Genomic DNA, 15981 nt, shown 5'->3' on the forward strand with positions numbered 1-15981 from the left:
GGCTAGGCTCGAGGCTGTCGCGTAGCTTATTTGCCCGAAGTGGAAATCAAGTGATCAACAACGTACTCCGCGTCCTCGCCCACGCCATAAAACAGGCCTGACCCTTGTGTATGCATCCAATGCAGTCCGCAGAAGTACAGGCCATCTACATCTGTAATACCTCGCTCATATTGCGGATAGCCACTCTCATCGAAGACCGGCAAGTCGATCCATCCAAAATCGCGGTGAAACCCTGTTGCGTATATTACGGTTGAAACATTTGCTGCAGCCAAGTCGAAGAACGGTAGTTCAGGTTTGGGCTGCCAGTTGATCGGGACAACAATTTCCTTGGGATCATCGAGTCCATTCTCTGCAACGAACGTGTCGATGCTCTCCATTTCCGCGCGACACACATCGTCCACTGCCTTGAGCGTCTCTTCAAGTCCGCCTGCCAAAATCAGGCACCCGTCTTGAACACCCTCTACCTTGCTGTGTAGCTTGACCCCGTCGAGCGCCATCTGGCGCAGATCAATTATACGACCACCGTCTCGCCCAGATAGATGTGGATGGGCTTTGAACCGGATAGCTGTCCCTTTGGGATGGTCTTTTACCGCAATGTTCATGTACCCAGTCGCCAAGTCCCATTCAAAAATGTCGCGCCCCCTATAGCGACGTGGGATGCGGCCAGCACTGCCCACTGCAAGATGCACGTCGCGCCCGGATAAATGCAGGTCCTCAGCGACCTGACACCCTGACTGACCACTTCCAATGATGAACACCGCACCATCCGGTAGGCTCGCTGAGTTGCGATAGTCACACGTATGTATGCCAGTAACTCTTTCGGGCAGATCGTAGTGCCAACTTGGTATATTCGGGTGTTGATGCGTGCCAACGGTGACGATCAAGTTCTGCGCTCTGATTTCGCCATCTGATGTGGTTAGTTTGAAGCGACCCAGTCCTGCACTTGCCTCAATTCTAGCCACCTCGACACCCGCTCGATATGGCGGACCAAAACTTCTCGCATAGTCTTCGATGTACTTGACGATCTCATCGCGGAGCATGAAACCATCGGGATCATCCCCATCGTAATGGAAACCTGGAAGTCGGCAGAGTTTGTTAGGAGAGACCAGGCAGAACGAATCCCAGCGGTTACGCCATGTATCGCCAATCTGCCCGCGGTCCAAAACAACGTGATCATGACCAGCCTGCTTCAAGTGCCAGCTAACGGAAAGCCCAGCTTGACCTCCGCCCACAACCACAGTGTCAATCAGGGTGTACATAACAGCAAACCTCTCTATGAAACTCTATCGGCGACAGCTAGTTGCTTCAACGTATCAATGTCCGCTCAGGGCTCAGTTCGGTAGTTGGCGGCGGCGTGTCAGAATGGTGGTTTTGGACAGTCCGTACAAGGGAGAGTGGTGCGGGGGAATGGACTTTTACCGCGAATCTGGACGCATTAGGCAACGCAGGAGCGTACCAACGGATCGAAGACAAATGTTCTGATAGCACGACATGCTTCACGCCTGTCCTAAGCGACGCTAGTCTCCCGTCATAGCAACGCTGAAAGGAGCCGCCCAATGTCCCTCTTCTCTAAACTCTTCGGTGGTGGTGAAAAGTCGGAGCTGGAGCCGGTCTCTTACAGAGGGTTCGAAATCTTTCCGGACCTGATGCCCCAAGGTGGCAAATACCGCCTTTTAGCCCGTATCGAAAAGACCATCGACGGTGATCGCAAGACCCATACAGTGATCCGGGCGGATGTTTTTGAGACCCGGGATCAGGGCGAAAGCTTCAGCATCGCAAAGGCGAAACAGGTGATCGACGAGCAGGGCGAACGCATTTTCGATTAAGCAAACAGACAGCCTAATGTAAGCGATGCAATCGACGGATGGTTCCGCAAAGTAGACATCCGCCCCGATTTGGCGAACGAACGCTAAGCAGGCCAAGCAGTCATTGGAAGTCTTTGATACCCGATACATGCAGCTGCCTTCCGAGGCCCAATTTCGACTATTTTGCGGCCTGTGGTACGCTGTTGCATTTATTGTAGACAATTGGGGGCTGAAGATATGTGGAACATGGAACAGTTTGTAGCAGACTGCCGGACCGCGGTGGATCAGGACACGTCTCACAAATCGGTGGCTGAGGTGGTGGACCGGGCGATGCGCGATCCTGCGGGCGTGACGCAAGCCTTGGGAGAGCCGACCGAAAGCGGTATCTTTCCCATTTACAAGTCGAGTGATCTGACAATCGTCAACGTCGTCTGGAAGCCGGGAATGACAATAATGCCCCACAATCACGAAATGTGGGCCGTAATCGGCATTTATGGTGGTAGAGAAGACAACATTTTTTGGCGGCGCGTGGCAGATGACCCTGAAGGACGCATTGAAGCGGCAGGGGCTCGAGCATTGTCGACGGGTGAATTTACTCCGCTTGGTAAGGACCTCATTCACTCGGTTACAAACCCTATCCCCAAGTTGACCGGAGCAATCCACGTATACGGCGGGGACTTTTTTGAAGCTGAGCGAAGCGAATGGGATCCTGAAAACCTGACGGAACATGCGTATGACATGTCGAAGGTTCGCGCATTATTCGAGGACTAGTTTGCAGTTTGACAATCTGCGCTGACAATACTTGAGGCATGTTCCATCTATACGGCAGGCTTCGCTGATTGCCGATTACTATCTCGTTGAATTGACACGGGGTGATGATCTCGGATTATGGACAGATGAGAAAATTACAACGCCCCCCGAAGCCTCGGCCGCGCCCATTTCTTCCCAATCCGGACCGCTACGAGCAAATGGTCTATCGCCGTTGTGGGCAGTCTGGCATAAAGCTACCCGCGATAAGCCTTGGGCTATGGCACAACTTTGGTGGGGATACCCCGCACCAGACAAAGCGCGATCTCTGCCGCACTGCTTTTGACTTGGGTATAACGCACTTTGATTTAGCAAATAACTATGGCCCGCCGCCGGGATCGGCGGAAGAAGCATTCGGTGAAATTTTGAAAACTGATTTCGCAGGCTATCGGGACGAACTCATCATATCTACCAAGGCAGGGTATGATATGTGGCCGGGCCCCTATGGGGAGTGGGGATCACGAAAGTACCTTGTGGCCTCTTGTGATCAGTCGCTCAAGCGGATGGGGCTAGAATACGCAGATATCTTTTATTCCCACCGCTATGATCCAGATACCCCTCTGGAAGAAACGATGGGAGCCCTAGACTATATAGTGCGCTCTGGGCGCGCACTTTACGTCGGAATTTCAAGCTACAACTCGCAACGAACGCGCGAAGCGCTGGCCATCTTGAAAGACCTTGGCACACCGTGCCTGATCCATCAGCCGTCGTATAACCTACTCAACCGTTGGGTTGAGCGGGACGGGCTGTTGGATACGCTTGACGAATTGAACGTGGGATCGATTGCGTTCACGCCACTTGCCCAGGGTATTTTGACATCGAAGTATCTGAACGGCATTCCCGAAGACAGCCGTGCAACCCAAGGCAAGTCTCTATTGGACGGCATGATCAACGAACGTTCACTGACGAGTGTCAGGGCTCTAAACGACATAGCGGCGTCACGCGGTCAATCATTAGCTCAGATGGCGCTTGCTTGGGTGCTGAGAGGTGACCGGATTACGACAGCCCTAATTGGCGCTTCGCGACCTGAGCAGATCGTGGATTGCGTAGGTGCGGTCCGGAATTTGGAATTTACCGAAGCGGAACTCGCCAAGATTGACGAGGTCAGTTCGGAAGAGGAAATCAATCTCTGGGCGCGATCCTCGGAAACGGAGTAGAATTGTTGACCACTGATTTTTGGTGCAAGCAGGTTTTTCTGCGTAATCGCTTGGCGTTTCTGCTTTGGGCTCGGAGCGGTCATCTGAGTGTTTCTGTCGGACGACAGCTTTGCCGCGCTGAGTGATCTTTGCCGTTGTCAATTCCATTCTATGCCACATCGTGATTCAATGTGGCAGAAGGATTGGCCATGTTGCATTTGCTTTGGCTCGACCAAGAGTATCTCAACCGCATTAGACACATGTTTCCGAAGTTACGCGGGGTTGAGCGTGTCGATGACCATCGCGCTCCTAACGGCATCATCCATGTCATTCGTAAAGGCCCACGATGTCCGGGTGCACTATTCAAGTATGGGTCGCATATGACCCACTGAATCGGTTTGTCTTGCGGTCACACTAAAGTGTCTTCAAAGACATCTGACATGTTAAGGTTTGCTAAGGTTTGTAAAGGTTGGGTAACGAAGAGCTGCGAAAGATCGCTTATGTGCTGGTTGAACAGCTTCAAAAGAACGTCACCGTTGACTGGCACCTCAAAGAAAGCGCCCGGGCCAAGTTGCGGGTGCTGGTTCGACGCATCTTAAAAAAAATACGGATATCCACCTGATCTTGCTCCTGTTGCGATCAACACGGTCCTAAGTCAGGCGGAAACGCTGTTACGATGGACGTAGAGGTGTAGTTTCGAATCCGAGAAATTAACCTAGTTTGACCGCCACTTTGTTTTTTTGGCGCTCGTGTTATGGTTTCCACTGCCGAGCCAGACCGTTCCACACCCTACCGTTTGGGCCGTGGCGTTCCCATTCCGAGAGGCGTCGCCAGTCTTCTAGGCCGACCACCTTACCGGTCCAGGTTATCGGGCGGTCACCAATTGATTTCCTTTCCCGACAACCGGCAGAAACCGGTAAAAAGGTAGTTTCCCTATTATCTGTTGGGTTTTCACGCGTGCCCTTCTTGCTGGTCGAAACCGGCAAAAAGTCCGCAACAGTGTCGTCTGTGGGGCTTTTTGCCTGTTCTTGCCGGTTGTGCTCGAATGACGTAATAGCCGTTGAAACGTGGTCTTCGTTCCTTTCTGCCGGTTTCTGCCGGTTGTCGGGAAGAGACATACGACCGACTTCAAACTTACGCGCCAGATCTGACCAACGGCCCATGCCTCAAACCTCCAGTTTTGGATTAACTTCGTAGCTGATCGAGGGTCGCCCGCCAGTTTCGGTCTTGACTTCGCGGACCCAATCCGCGTCGATCAGGACTTTCAATGCCGCTCTGACGTGATTGGCGGAACTTAGTCCGAAACGACCACGATGGTGGATGTCCCTGACCTTAAAGAGACGAATACCTTCGGTCTGAATGATATCGGCAATAACCTTTGCCCCCTCGACTTCAGGCGACAACTTGGAAGTACCGTATGCCCTGAAAGCATGCTTTCTTAGATAGTCCCCGACAAAGTCACAGGCGCGGCCCACGTGGTGCGCTTCAATCTGTTCAGGGGATTGGGGGTTGTCTGTTGCCGCCCAATCCAGATGGGCCAGGACATTTGCAATACGCACCACGAGCCCAGGCATCTTCCCAATATGGCTTTTAAAAAGGCCAGCTGCATCGACTTCCCATTCTCGACACTGCTTCCTGAATTGATGCAGAATGTTGGCGGCAGCTTCGTTAAAGTGAACGAGGCTTGGACGTTTCCCGCCTTTCTCATAAACTACATGTGGCAACCCACGTAGACGATTGATGGCATCAATCATTTGCTGGTCATTCAGCCCCTGCGAAGGACGAGAAAGCGGTACGGGGTCAGGAAAAACCACCATGAACCTCGCGAGCAGTCCGTCATCACTTGTTTTTATCAAAAGATCGGACAGGCGATCCGGCTGGGTACCGCCGACAATCGCAACACTTAGGTGATCAACAATAATAGGTTCAGGGTTATTTTTTCGGTCGATTGCATAGCTACGCCCGCCGTATGCTTCCAACCAAAATGGTCGATCGCCACCGCCGTTGTATCTGTCCATGCTAGACAGCCAACCTGACAACTCATCACGTGCCAGCAGCAGGCCACGCCCGGTTGACGACAAGAGGTCAGCGACCTTCTCAGTTGTGATATCGGTAATGCTGATGCGCTCCCGAACAGGAGGATTCCCCGCATCAGCTTCTGGCGGTTTCGCAGGTGGTTCCACACCTTCGATCAAGGCCGTTTTAGCGTCGGATTTCCATTGCGCCAGGGCGAGCGAGGCCAGCTCGTTTTTGACCTCCCAATCCCCTCGTGCACGGCGATAGTCCTCAGACAGTGAACGTTCAATGTCCTTTACGGGATCAAGCACGCTATCCAGTGCAGGGCTTTTACCTGCCGACGGATCACCAACCAGCATAGCCCAAAGAACAGGGGGCTCTTTCCAGCCATCCCAAGGGCTTGCCCAACGCGAATTGCCGATGGCCGCGCTTGCGCTCGACAGCAACGTGAGTGACACATAGTCGATCGGTGCATTCTTGGCATCGGCGGCCGATCTGATCCAAGCCGCCCATATGCCGAATATCTCGTCAAGGTCGGCCTCGGACATGACGGGCGCTGGTGGTCGCACTGGTTTCGCAATGGTTAGATCGGGATCAGGCCAATCGGCGGCTGCATCAAACGGCACGATATTGGGGTTTAGCTCGTTCATGCCTGGCCGCCTTTCTCTCCGCGCAGAACGTCGTTCCAATCACAACCTTCCGGTGCGGGTAGCAGCGATACCTGCCAACCAAGTGACGATGCCCGAGAAGCAAGAGACTGCCCGGCCTCTATGCCTGCTGGATCCCCATCAGTCGCGATTGTAATATTTCCTGGATGTGGTGGCAGTGCCAGTGCCTTCATTCCGGACGTGCTGAGTGCGGCCCAGACGGCTGCTGGACCATTGAGAAGCCCAGACAAGAGCGACAGGCCTGTTTCTATTCCTTCGCACACCACAAGCTGCTTTGCGGCTTCTGACAAGACTACAGCGCCGCCACTGCACGGCCCTAGCATCAGTTTCGGGTTCTTGCTAACACGCACGCCTTTCTTGTGGAAGAATGTACGGTGAATGGCCCCTGTAGTGACGTTGGCGATCATAGCCATACACCAAGACGTCGTCGGGCTATGAAACAAATCTGGCGCAAACCGTAGCGACGGCGGCAAGGTACATGTAATACCCCGATCACGCAGGTACGCTTCAGCCTTAGTGCCTTTTATCGGACGAGCCGCTTCCCAAATTCCTCGGGCCTGTTGAAGTTTGTTGAACTCGTACGCTTTGCGTTTTTCCTCAGCCTCAGTCCGCGCTGTGTGATCGACACAAGTGTTGCTAGGCGGTACATCGGCTGCGGTCGCAACATCTTTGAAGCGGCAACCGTTCTTGAAGCAGTACAACAGTAACTTGCCTCCCGATTCCGAGATCGAAAGAGCTTGTTGATCGCGGCGGCCTTCAGGCTGGCAAACGGGGCAGGGTGCTGAACCCCTGCCGGCGCGCCAGACACCCCCGAGGCGGAATGTCAGGGTTTCTCCACAAATACGTGAATTGGATTGTATTTCGATAGTCATTCGCTCTGACCTCACCTTGCGCTGAGGGGCCGAACACATTAGATTTCGAGTGTAGTTTTACTACACCTCTCAACGAAATCACCCGTGTCCAATGTCATCCCCATTGGCGCGGGTTTCGTTTTAGTTGCTCTGGCTTTCGCCCAAGATCCAGGCATCAATTTGATGCGTGTCCACAAACGCAGCGCGACCCAGGGTGTGCTTTGTAATCGCGCCTGCATTGGCCGCACGATCGAAGGTGGACCGGCTCAACGAATACCGTTCAATAGCGTCCTTGAGTCGGATCAGGTTCTTAGGGTTGGTGATTTGGTCTGCCATGTAATGACCTCAAATTGGGCAGACGACCGGAAAAGAGTTTCAACCAATGTCGCAAAACGCGATGGATCACATCCATTTGCACCGATGCAATGGGTGTTGCATTTTGCAACAATTCTGTTGATATAGCGAGAGGGAGAAAAAAGCAGGTGACCGCTTTTACCGGCGATACCTTGTTTCTTCCAACGCACATACTATTCCGGGCCTTCTGCTAGTTGGTTTCGGTTTCAGCAGCGAGGGCGCTTTTCTCGCCAAAGACAGAGCGCCCTTGCTGTGTTTTTGCGTTCTCCCGAGGGATACTGACGCAAGCACGTTATAGCTTTGTTGTGTGCAGCTCAATATGTTGTTTGCGCGAAGCTACACTCTTATAATGTAAGTATATTTTTGAGAGTAGCCGATAGTTGCACTGCACCTATCTGCCCTCATTTCACGCCTCTAAAATCGAAATGACGCGGGCACTTTTGCCAGTCACATGCGCTGCCCAGCGTTCCGCCAATAAAAGTCTTTGGTCAAAATAATCGGACCTTTGGTAGGCGCGTGAGACGGCTGACCCAACCTTGTGCCCGATCGCAGTTTCCTTAATTTCATAGTCTGTTTTGGTCGCTTCGTCGGCCCAGGTCCTGAAGCTGGCACGGAAGCCGTGTGGGCGCGCCTCCAATTCTAACCGCTCCATATGGCGGGACATGCTGGCGTCGCTGATTACGCCTTTGCGGACGCCGGGGAATAAATATCCATCACGGGCGGCTTCACGTGCTTTATCAACGATCCGAAGTGCCTCATTGGACAATGGCACCCGAAAGTCATCAGTCTTGCCGCGCGGACCTTTGACCAATTCTGCGGGAACAATCCAGACATTACCCTTAATCTGGTTCGTCTTTGCGAATCTTATCGGTCGAGATCGCAACCCCGTCAGGATCAAAAGCTGTAAGGCAAGTTGAACCGTGCCACCGCCGTCGAGACTCTGATAGAACGCTGGAACGTCCCGCCAGTTCATCGATGGTATATTCGTCGCCTTATGCACTTGTTTGCCTAGAAGTTCACGGGCGTCTTCGATGGCGTGGCGGTCAACCTCGTATTTCTTGGCGCTGGCGTAGCTCAGACAGGCCTTCAGGCGCGTCAGAGCTTTCCGGGCGACATCCGTCTTGGTGTGCCATATCGGGCGGAGGGCGTCGGCGATAGCGGTGCCGTTGACATCCTCAACTGGCTTTCCACCCAAGGCGGGCAGGATGTGCGTTTTGATTGGGCTGTACCAACGCCCAGCTTTCCCATCGTCTTTCAACTGCGCTTTGCGGGCTTCGAAGGCTAAAGGCGCGATGTTCTTCAACAGTCTCTCTTCGCGGAGTGTGAGGTCGGTTGCAATCTGGTAAGCAACGGCTTGCGCTTTTTCTGCATTGCGAACTTCAATAGGGTTGCCGCCACGCTTGACGATCCCCCGGTAGGCGTCAGCCATTTCACGAGCCTGTGCTAAAGTCACGCCGGGATAACCGCCCAAACCCATCTCTTTGCGCTTTCCCGAGTAGGTGAAGCGAAACACCCATTGGTCCCCTGTGGTAAGTCGATAAAGGTACAGCCCCCCACCGTCACTGTGCTTGCCTGATCCGGCACTGCGGACCTTCGCCGCGCTCAACTTGTAGAGTGATCCGGCCATATCCCCTCACAGCAATCTGTATCCCCTGTTTTATCCCCTTTTTCTCCTGCGGTTTCAAGACGCACTTTGAGGCATAGTGATCGTTGAACCGGTTAACTTCATTGTTTATATTTCTAAAAAAATTCTACTAGAGGAATCTTGGTGCATTGTGATGTACATGTTCAATGCCTCTCCTGGGCACCATTTCTTCCCAAAGAAAATATGGAAGCAGCCGCCTAATGAGCTGGTGATGTCTGAATCAGTGTCTTATCGCTTCAAATCATCTTTGAAACAGCGGCGATTCTGTCATGACAAGATAAACCGCAATAAAGGGTCCTCGTGGCGCTATGTACACCCGCTTGGTTCTGGGTCGCCTATCCCCTCCTGCTTTTGGTAAGCGGCAAAGCCAAAGAAGGGTAAGGCAGCGCCGGTATTACGCGCGCTTTTCACTGATCGAGGTTACGCCCAGAACATCCAGCACCCTGGCTTCGATCTGCTCTGCATTCATACCCGCAACGGCATACATATCCGCAGGGCTGGCCTGATCAATGAAGATGTCGGGCAAGACCATCGAGCGGTATTTCAAGCCCCGGTCAAAAACACCCTCATCCGCCAGAAGCTGTGCTACATGGCTACCAAATCCGCCAACAGCGCCTTCTTCGATGGTGATCAACGCCTCATGATCCGCAGCCAGATCTAGGATAAGGTCCCGATCCAGCGGCTTGGCAAAGCGGGCGTCGGCGATGGTTGGGTTGATGCCTTTGGCGGTCAGAGACTCGGCTGCTTTCTGAACTTCAGCCAGCCGCGTGCCAAAAGACAAAAGTGCGACGCGCGCGCCTTTTCGGATCATGCGGCCTTTGCCGATCTCCAGTACCTCACCACGTTCGGGCAGGTCCACTCCGACACCTTCGCCGCGCGGATAGCGGAAGGCAATCGGCCCTTCATCATGCGCAACAGCGGTTGCCACCATGTGCATCAATTCCGCCTCATCCGCAGCGGCCATGACGACCATGCCCGGTAGATTGGCCAAATAGGCAATATCGAACGACCCGGCATGGGTGGCACCGTCAGCGCCCACCAAACCTGCGCGATCAATGGCAAACCGAACGGGCAAGCGCTGAATTGCGACGTCATGCACAACCTGGTCGTAACCCCGCTGCAAAAAGGTCGAATACATGGCGCAGAATGGCTTCATCCCTCCTGCCGCCAACGCCGCTGAGAAGGTCACGCCGTGCTGCTCGGCAATCGCCACATCGAAACAGCGCGACGGGTACCGTTCGGCAAACAGGCCCAACCCGGTGCCATCTGGCATCGCGGCAGTCACTGCGACGATCTTGTCATCGTGCGTGGCCGCATCCACCAGAGCCTTGCCAAAGACAGACGTGTAAGAAGGCGCGTTTGACGGAGCCTTTTTCTGCTCACCCGTGACCACATCGAATTTGGCAGTCGCGTGGCCTTTGTCGCGGGCCTGTTCGGCTGGTGCGTACCCTTTGCCCTTCTTGGTCAAGACGTGGATCAGGATCGGCCCGGTTGCCCGCGCCTTGACGGTGCGCAGAACCGGCAGCAGCTGATCCAGGTCATGCCCATCAATGGGCCCGAGATAGGAAAACCCGAGCTCTTCGAACAGGGTTCCGCCCACGGCCATACCCTTGAGCATTTCCTTGGCGCGCTTGGCCCCTTCGCGGAACGGTTCGGGCAACAGTGAAACAGCGCCCTTGGCGGCCGCCTTCAGATCGTGGAATGGCGCCTCGGCGTAGATTCGGGACAGATAGCTGGACAAGGCACCTACCGGGGGGGCGATGCTCATCTCATTGTCATTCAGAATGACGATCAGGCGTTTCTTCAGGTGACCTGCGTTATTCATCGCCTCAAAGGCCATGCCTGCGGACATCGATCCATCACCGATCACGGCAATCGCGTCGCCCAACCCTTCCGGAGTCACACCGCCCAGATCACGCGCAACGGCAAAACCCAAAGCGGCGCTGATGGACGTACTGGAATGCGCGGCGCCAAACGGGTCATAGGGGCTTTCGCTGCGCTTGGTGAAACCGCTCAGGCCGTCTTTCATACGCAACGTGCGAATGCGGTCGCGCCGTTCGGTCAGGATTTTATGCGGATAGCACTGATGGCCAACATCCCAGATAATCTTGTCGCGCGGCGTGTCAAAAACTGCGTGCAGCGCGGTCGTCAGTTCCACAACGCCCAGACCCGCGCCCAGATGCCCCCCGGTGACAGAAACCGCCGAAATCGTCTCGGCCCGCAATTCCTGCGCAACCTGATGCAGTTGCGCGTCCGAGAACCGCTTGAGATCAGCGGGGCGGTTCACAAGGTCCAGCAGGGGCGTTTTGGGGCGGTCAGACATTTGGCGCGTTCCTGGCTTAGCTGTCCCGGGCAATAACGAAGCGAGCGGCTTCCTTCAAGGTTTCTGCCGTCGGGCCATACCCGTCCAGTGCGGCACAGGCCTGATCAACAAGTTCACTGGCACGGGTTCTGGCAGCATCCAAACCCAGAAGAGATACGAAAGTGGCCTTTCCCGCATCCGCATCTTTCTGAAGACGTTTGCCTGCCTTTGACGCATCACCTTCAACATCAAGGATGTCGTCTGCAATCTGAAAAGCAAGACCAAGGGCCCGGGCATATTGGCGCAAGGGCTCTGGATCCGCTTTTGCCAGACGCGCACCCGCACAGGCGGACCATTCGATCAAAGCGCCCGTTTTGCCGCCCTGAAGCCGTGTTATCGCATTCAATGTCAGAGGCTCAGAAGCGGTTTCTGCTGCGATATCAAGCGCCTGCCCCAAAACCATACCTTGCGCACCGCTTGCCCTGGCCAGTGTCAGTGCCAGATCAGCGCGAACGTCTGCATCTCCAACCTCGGGCCGGGTGCACAGCTCAAAGGCCAGTGTCTGCAGCGCGTCCCCGGCAAGTACGGCCGTGCCTTCGTCCCATTTCACATGAACCGTGGGGCGTCCGCGCCGAAGATCGTCGTCATCCATACAAGGCAGATCGTCGTGAACTAGAGAATAGGCGTGAAGGGCCTCGATTGCGGTCGCGGGCCAGATCGCGCGGGACTCGTTGATTTGGTGCAGGCGCGCACTTTCCAGAACCAGAAAGCCGCGCAGCCGTTTACCGCCACGGGTGGCATAGGCCATTGCCCGTGTCACATCCAGATCGGCCAGCGCGCCCATTGTCAGGTCAAAATGATCCTGAAGACACGCCGCGTCCTGCGCCAGTCTTTCCTGAAACATTTACTGACCTTCGACAGGTGTTGTCCCGGTCGGTTGGCCATTCGCGTCCAGAGTGATCGCGGCCACTTTTTCCTCGGCCCGCTTCAACTCGTCCTCGCAACGCTTTTTCAAAGCGGCCCCGCGTTCATACAGCGCAATCGACTGATCCAGCGCCACGTCGCCGCGCTCAAGCTGGCCAACCACGGCCTCAAGCTCTTTCATGGCCTGCTCGAATGTCATCTGTTCAACTGGGGTATCGGTCATCGTGCTGCCTTCATCAGTTCTTCCACATGGGCGCGTGCCGCCTCGGCCAGTGCGTTCAGATCATACCCGCCCTCCAGAGTCGAGACGATACGGCCCTGACACACCTCATCGGCTATCCCGCACAGCTCTGCCGTGATCCAAGCAAAATCGCCGGTCGACCAGTTCAGGTTGGCCAGAGGGTCGTCCTGATGCGCATCGAACCCGGCCGAGATGATGATCAGTTCCGGCCGGAACGCCCGCAAGCGTGGAAAGGCCTGCGTTTCATAGGCGGATCGCATCTCAGCCCCGCCGGTGCCCGGGGCAAGCGGGATGTTCAGAACGTTATCGTAAGCGCCTGTCTCGTCCGGGCGGCCCGATCCTGGCCATAACGGCATCTGCTGGCTCGTGATTACCAGGGCCCGATCTTCATCCCACAGCAGGTCCTGCGTGCCGTTGCCATGATGAACGTCGAAATCGACCACTGCGACCCGCTTCAGCCCGTGGTAATCCAGCGCATGTTTCGCAGCCAGCGCCGCATTGCCAAACAGGCAGAACCCCATAGCTTTCTCGGCTTCGGCGTGGTGCCCCGGTGGGCGAATGGCACAAAAGGCGTTCGGCGCCTCACCGCCCAAAACCAGATCAACGGCCCGTACCGCCGCACCAGCCGCACGATAGGCCGCATCCACGGAACCCGGTGACATGAAGGTGTCCCCGTCGATTTGCGCAAACCCGTCAGTAGGGCGTGACGATCTGATGTCTCGGATATGGCTTTCGGGATGAACACGCAGCAAATCATCGTCTGCCGCCAGTGGAGCGGTCACGCGCTTCAGGTCAAGTCCTTCAAGCGCGTGCAGGATATGCTCCAGCCGCGCCACCTGTTCCGGATGACCTTGCGGTGTGACATGTCCAAGGCAATCGGCATGTGTCAAAAGGGCGGTTTTCATCGGGATCCCATCTTCATCTGGCTAAAATATCCTCGCCGAAGGCTTAAATCGCCGCACAGCGGCTCATTCAATCGGGCGCCAGCATATAGCCCGCGCCCCGGACTGTCTGCAGATACCGGGGCTGTTTCGGGTCCTGTTCGATCTTCCGGCGCAGGCGGGTGATCTGCACGTCCACCGCACGTTCCTGTGCCTGTCCTTTATCCCGGCCCAGATCTTCCACCAGTTTTGCGCGGCTGATTGGCTCACCAGGTTGGGCCGAAAAGATTTTCATCAGCTGGCTTTCGGTCGCGGTCAGGCGGACTGGCCTTTCGCCCTGCCACATTTCACCGCGTTCAATGTCATACCGGATGGGGCCGAGATGCAGGATCTTCGCCGCTGTTTCCTCGGCCGGGGTTTCCGGCATCCGGCGCAGAATCGCATTGATCCGCAGTAGCAGCTCTTTCGGCTCGAAAGGTTTGGCGAGATAATCATCCGCCCCGGCTTCAAGCCCTGCAATCCGATGCTCGGTCTCGCCCTTGGCGGTTAGTAACAGGATCGGCGTCGTATGAGTGTCACGCAGCGACCTGGTCAGACTGACGCCATCTTCGCCCGGCATCATCACATCCATGACGATCATGTCGAAATCCAACCCCGACAGAACCCGCCGCGCATGGGCCGCATCCCGTGCCGCCGTCACCAGAAACCCGTTTCGCATCAGGAACTTCTTGAGTAGATCGCGAATGCGTTCGTCATCATCAACAATCAGCAAATGTGCATCTATTTCGCTCATGATGTCGTATCCCGCAATTTCGTATAGGCATGACGCATATCAGCATCCATCATTGCTTCAAGCACTTTGCGAAACCCGGCCACGGCCTCGGGACCGGCATCCTTGAAGGCCGCGCGCATTCTTGTTCGTTGCGCATCTGACAACGTGGCCTCCAACGTTTCGCCCTTTTCCGTCAGAAATAGATGCCGTTCGCGTTTGTCCACGGTTCCGACCCGGCTTTCCACCAGACCATCCTCGATCAACGTCCGAAGGACCCTGTTCAGAGACTGTTTTGTAACCCCGAGGATCGCCAGCAAGTTGTTCACCGTGGTGCCCGGGGCGCGATTGATAAAATGGATCGCGCGGTGATGGGCGCGGCCATAGGCCATTTCGGACAGGATACGATCGGGATCCGCGGTAAAGCCGCGATAGGCGAAGAACATTGCCTCGATCCCCTGCCGCAATTGTTCATCCGTCAAAAACAACAGGCTTTCGCCCCCATATCGCGGGGCCGGGCGGATTTCGGACATATCATGCCTCATTCGTTACTCGGGTTCGACTTTATGTCAGCGTTATTGACATTCCAAGGGCAGAGAGGTATCGAATCGCAGTTTTTGCGCAACATTGTGTCCGCATCGGACCTAAGTAGCGCAACAATCGGAAATTTAACCCGGTTCAGGAGGTTTCGCATGGCAGGGTATGATGATCGTGACGGTGTCATCTGGATGGATGGCAAGCTGGTGCCCTGGCGCGATGCCAATGTGCATATTCTGACCCACGCGATGCACTATGCCTCATCCGTGTTCGAGGGGGAACGCGCTTATAGCGGCAAGATCTTCAAAAGCCGCGAACATTCCGAACGTCTTATCGCCAGCGCCGAGGCACTGGACATGCCGATGCCTTATTCTGTCGATCAGATTGAAGCAGCCAAGGAAGAGACCCTGAAAGCCAGTGGCCTTCAGGATGCCTATGTCCGCGCATTGGTCTGGCGCGGGTCTGGCGAAGACATGGGCGTGGCGTCGGCCCGCAACCCGGTACGGATGGCCGTCGCGGTCTGGCCTTGGGGTGCCTACTATGGCGACGCCAAGATGCAGGGCGCAAAACTGGACATCGCCGAATGGAAACGCCCCAGCCCGGAAACCATCCCGGTTCACGCCAAGGCTGCGGGCCTTTACATGATCTGCACCATTTCCAAGCACAAGGCCGAAGCCAAGGGATGCTCGGACGCGCTGTTCATGGACTGGCGTGGTTACGTGGCCGAAGCAACAGGTGCCAACGTGTTCTTCGTCAAGGATGGAGAAGTTCACACCCCGCTGGCGGATTGCTTCTTGAACGGTATCACCCGCCAAACCGTCATTCAGATGCTGAAGGATAAAGGCATCACTGTGCATGAGCGGCGCATCAAGCCCGAAGAAATGGCTGATTTCGAACAGTGCTGGCTGACCGGAACCGCGGCCGAGGTCACTCCGGTCGGGCAAATCGGCGATTACACTTTCGAAGTCGGCGACCTGACCCGCGAAATCGCAGAAGATTACGAAAAGCTGGTCCGCTCGTAATAACTTGCAAAACCCCGCTTCGG

17 protein-coding genes are annotated in these 15981 nt (G+C 55.4%); 5 read left to right on the plus strand and 12 right to left on the minus strand.

Annotation, left to right across the window (positions count from 1 at the left end):
• Window positions 1-26: 26 nt before the first annotated feature.
• The gene (locus ACR0BF_RS13225) at window positions 27-1259 is read right to left on the minus strand and encodes a flavin-containing monooxygenase (RefSeq protein WP_170602010.1); all 1233 of its coding nucleotides are present in this window, start codon (window positions 1257-1259) and stop codon (window positions 27-29) included.
• Window positions 1260-1556: 297 nt separating this feature from the next.
• Here ACR0BF_RS13225 and ACR0BF_RS13230 point away from each other — a divergent pair, with 297 nt between their 5' ends.
• From ACR0BF_RS13230 to ACR0BF_RS13245, 4 genes are all read left to right on the plus strand, one after another.
• On the plus strand, window positions 1557-1826 hold the full coding sequence (locus ACR0BF_RS13230; protein ID WP_170645251.1) for an HlyU family transcriptional regulator: 270 nt from the start codon (window positions 1557-1559) through the stop codon (window positions 1824-1826).
• A 225-nt stretch (window positions 1827-2051) separates the two neighbouring features.
• Window positions 2052-2576: a cysteine dioxygenase family protein gene (locus ACR0BF_RS13235; protein WP_480521414.1), complete on the plus strand. Its 525-nt coding sequence runs from the start codon at window positions 2052-2054 to the stop codon at window positions 2574-2576.
• 125 nt (window positions 2577-2701) lie between these two features.
• The gene (gene mgrA / locus ACR0BF_RS13240) at window positions 2702-3769 is read left to right on the plus strand and encodes an L-glyceraldehyde 3-phosphate reductase (RefSeq protein ID WP_480521433.1); all 1068 of its coding nucleotides are present in this window, start codon (window positions 2702-2704) and stop codon (window positions 3767-3769) included.
• Window positions 3770-4250: 481 nt separating this feature from the next.
• Window positions 4251-4370: a type I restriction enzyme endonuclease domain-containing protein gene (locus ACR0BF_RS13245; protein ID WP_480625118.1), complete on the plus strand. Its 120-nt coding sequence runs from the start codon at window positions 4251-4253 to the stop codon at window positions 4368-4370.
• 130 nt (window positions 4371-4500) lie between these two features.
• Here ACR0BF_RS13245 and ACR0BF_RS13250 read toward each other — a convergent pair whose 3' ends face one another.
• The 11 genes from ACR0BF_RS13250 to ACR0BF_RS13300 all read right to left on the minus strand — a co-directional run bounded on the left by ACR0BF_RS13250 (window position 4501) and on the right by ACR0BF_RS13300 (window position 14932).
• Window positions 4501-4911 (minus strand): hypothetical protein, encoded by a 411-nt coding sequence (locus ACR0BF_RS13250; protein ID WP_480625070.1) that lies wholly within the window; start codon window positions 4909-4911, stop codon window positions 4501-4503.
• 3 nt (window positions 4912-4914) lie between these two features.
• Window positions 4915-6414 carry a YfjI family protein gene (locus ACR0BF_RS13255; RefSeq protein WP_480625071.1) on the minus strand — a complete coding sequence of 500 codons (1500 nt, stop codon included), beginning with the start codon at window positions 6412-6414 and terminating at the stop codon, window positions 4915-4917.
• Window positions 6411-7304: a DUF7146 domain-containing protein gene (locus ACR0BF_RS13260; protein ID WP_480625072.1), complete on the minus strand. Its 894-nt coding sequence runs from the start codon at window positions 7302-7304 to the stop codon at window positions 6411-6413. The genes ACR0BF_RS13255 and ACR0BF_RS13260 overlap by 4 nt, the downstream gene beginning before the upstream one ends.
• Window positions 7305-7424: 120 nt before the next feature.
• Complete coding sequence (locus ACR0BF_RS13265; RefSeq protein WP_271950316.1) at window positions 7425-7619, minus strand: helix-turn-helix transcriptional regulator; 195 nt, start codon at window positions 7617-7619, stop codon at window positions 7425-7427.
• A gap of 424 nt (window positions 7620-8043) precedes the next feature.
• Complete coding sequence (locus ACR0BF_RS13270; protein ID WP_480625073.1) at window positions 8044-9264, minus strand: tyrosine-type recombinase/integrase; 1221 nt, start codon at window positions 9262-9264, stop codon at window positions 8044-8046.
• 412 nt (window positions 9265-9676) lie between these two features.
• Entirely contained in the window at window positions 9677-11605 is a 1929-nt protein-coding gene (gene dxs / locus ACR0BF_RS13275; protein WP_480474587.1) for a 1-deoxy-D-xylulose-5-phosphate synthase, read from the minus strand.
• Window positions 11606-11621: 16 nt separating this feature from the next.
• Window positions 11622-12488 (minus strand): polyprenyl synthetase family protein, encoded by an 867-nt coding sequence (locus ACR0BF_RS13280; RefSeq protein ID WP_480519697.1) that lies wholly within the window; start codon window positions 12486-12488, stop codon window positions 11622-11624.
• On the minus strand, window positions 12489-12731 hold the full coding sequence (locus ACR0BF_RS13285) for an exodeoxyribonuclease VII small subunit (RefSeq protein WP_120634800.1): 243 nt from the start codon (window positions 12729-12731) through the stop codon (window positions 12489-12491). It lies immediately after the preceding gene.
• On the minus strand, window positions 12728-13654 hold the full coding sequence (locus ACR0BF_RS13290) for a histone deacetylase family protein (RefSeq protein ID WP_480474583.1): 927 nt from the start codon (window positions 13652-13654) through the stop codon (window positions 12728-12730). Before ACR0BF_RS13290 ends, ACR0BF_RS13285 begins: the two co-directional genes overlap by 4 nt.
• A gap of 67 nt (window positions 13655-13721) precedes the next feature.
• Window positions 13722-14423 (minus strand): response regulator, encoded by a 702-nt coding sequence (locus ACR0BF_RS13295; protein WP_480474581.1) that lies wholly within the window; start codon window positions 14421-14423, stop codon window positions 13722-13724.
• Window positions 14420-14932, minus strand: a complete 513-nt coding sequence (locus ACR0BF_RS13300) for a MarR family winged helix-turn-helix transcriptional regulator (protein ID WP_480474579.1) — start codon at window positions 14930-14932, stop codon at window positions 14420-14422. The genes ACR0BF_RS13295 and ACR0BF_RS13300 overlap by 4 nt, the downstream gene beginning before the upstream one ends.
• A 159-nt stretch (window positions 14933-15091) precedes the next feature.
• Here ACR0BF_RS13300 and ACR0BF_RS13305 point away from each other — a divergent pair, with 159 nt between their 5' ends.
• Window positions 15092-15958 carry a branched-chain amino acid aminotransferase gene (locus ACR0BF_RS13305; RefSeq protein ID WP_480474578.1) on the plus strand — a complete coding sequence of 289 codons (867 nt, stop codon included), beginning with the start codon at window positions 15092-15094 and terminating at the stop codon, window positions 15956-15958.
• Window positions 15959-15981 lie beyond the last annotated feature (23 nt).

This window comes from Ruegeria sp. AG7 (assembly GCF_056541545.1).

Bases quoted from the DNA above. Each gene is read 5' to 3' on its own strand.
- ACR0BF_RS13280 (WP_480519697.1), bottom strand. From the start codon at position 12,488: ATGTTTCAGGAAAGACTGGCGCAGGACGCGGCGTGTCTTCAGGATCAT.
- ACR0BF_RS13230 (WP_170645251.1), top strand. From the start codon at position 1,557: ATGTCCCTCTTCTCTAAACTCTTCGGTGGTGGTGAAAAGTCGGAGCTG.
- ACR0BF_RS13225 (WP_170602010.1), bottom strand. From the start codon at position 1,259: ATGTACACCCTGATTGACACTGTGGTTGTGGGCGGAGGTCAAGCTGGG.
- ACR0BF_RS13290 (WP_480474583.1), bottom strand. From the start codon at position 13,654: ATGAAAACCGCCCTTTTGACACATGCCGATTGCCTTGGACATGTCACA.
- mgrA (WP_480521433.1), top strand. From the start codon at position 2,702: ATGAGAAAATTACAACGCCCCCCGAAGCCTCGGCCGCGCCCATTTCTT.
- dxs (WP_480474587.1), bottom strand. From the start codon at position 11,605: ATGTCTGACCGCCCCAAAACGCCCCTGCTGGACCTTGTGAACCGCCCC.
- ACR0BF_RS13235 (WP_480521414.1), top strand. From the start codon at position 2,052: ATGGAACAGTTTGTAGCAGACTGCCGGACCGCGGTGGATCAGGACACG.
- ACR0BF_RS13300 (WP_480474579.1), bottom strand. From the start codon at position 14,932: ATGTCCGAAATCCGCCCGGCCCCGCGATATGGGGGCGAAAGCCTGTTG.
- ACR0BF_RS13305 (WP_480474578.1), top strand. From the start codon at position 15,092: ATGGCAGGGTATGATGATCGTGACGGTGTCATCTGGATGGATGGCAAG.
- ACR0BF_RS13255 (WP_480625071.1), bottom strand. From the start codon at position 6,414: ATGAACGAGCTAAACCCCAATATCGTGCCGTTTGATGCAGCCGCCGAT.
- ACR0BF_RS13295 (WP_480474581.1), bottom strand. From the start codon at position 14,423: ATGAGCGAAATAGATGCACATTTGCTGATTGTTGATGATGACGAACGC.
- ACR0BF_RS13260 (WP_480625072.1), bottom strand. From the start codon at position 7,304: ATGACTATCGAAATACAATCCAATTCACGTATTTGTGGAGAAACCCTG.
- ACR0BF_RS13270 (WP_480625073.1), bottom strand. From the start codon at position 9,264: ATGGCCGGATCACTCTACAAGTTGAGCGCGGCGAAGGTCCGCAGTGCC.
- ACR0BF_RS13265 (WP_271950316.1), bottom strand. From the start codon at position 7,619: ATGGCAGACCAAATCACCAACCCTAAGAACCTGATCCGACTCAAGGAC.
- ACR0BF_RS13285 (WP_120634800.1), bottom strand. From the start codon at position 12,731: ATGACCGATACCCCAGTTGAACAGATGACATTCGAGCAGGCCATGAAA.
- ACR0BF_RS13250 (WP_480625070.1), bottom strand. From the start codon at position 4,911: ATGGGCCGTTGGTCAGATCTGGCGCGTAAGTTTGAAGTCGGTCGTATG.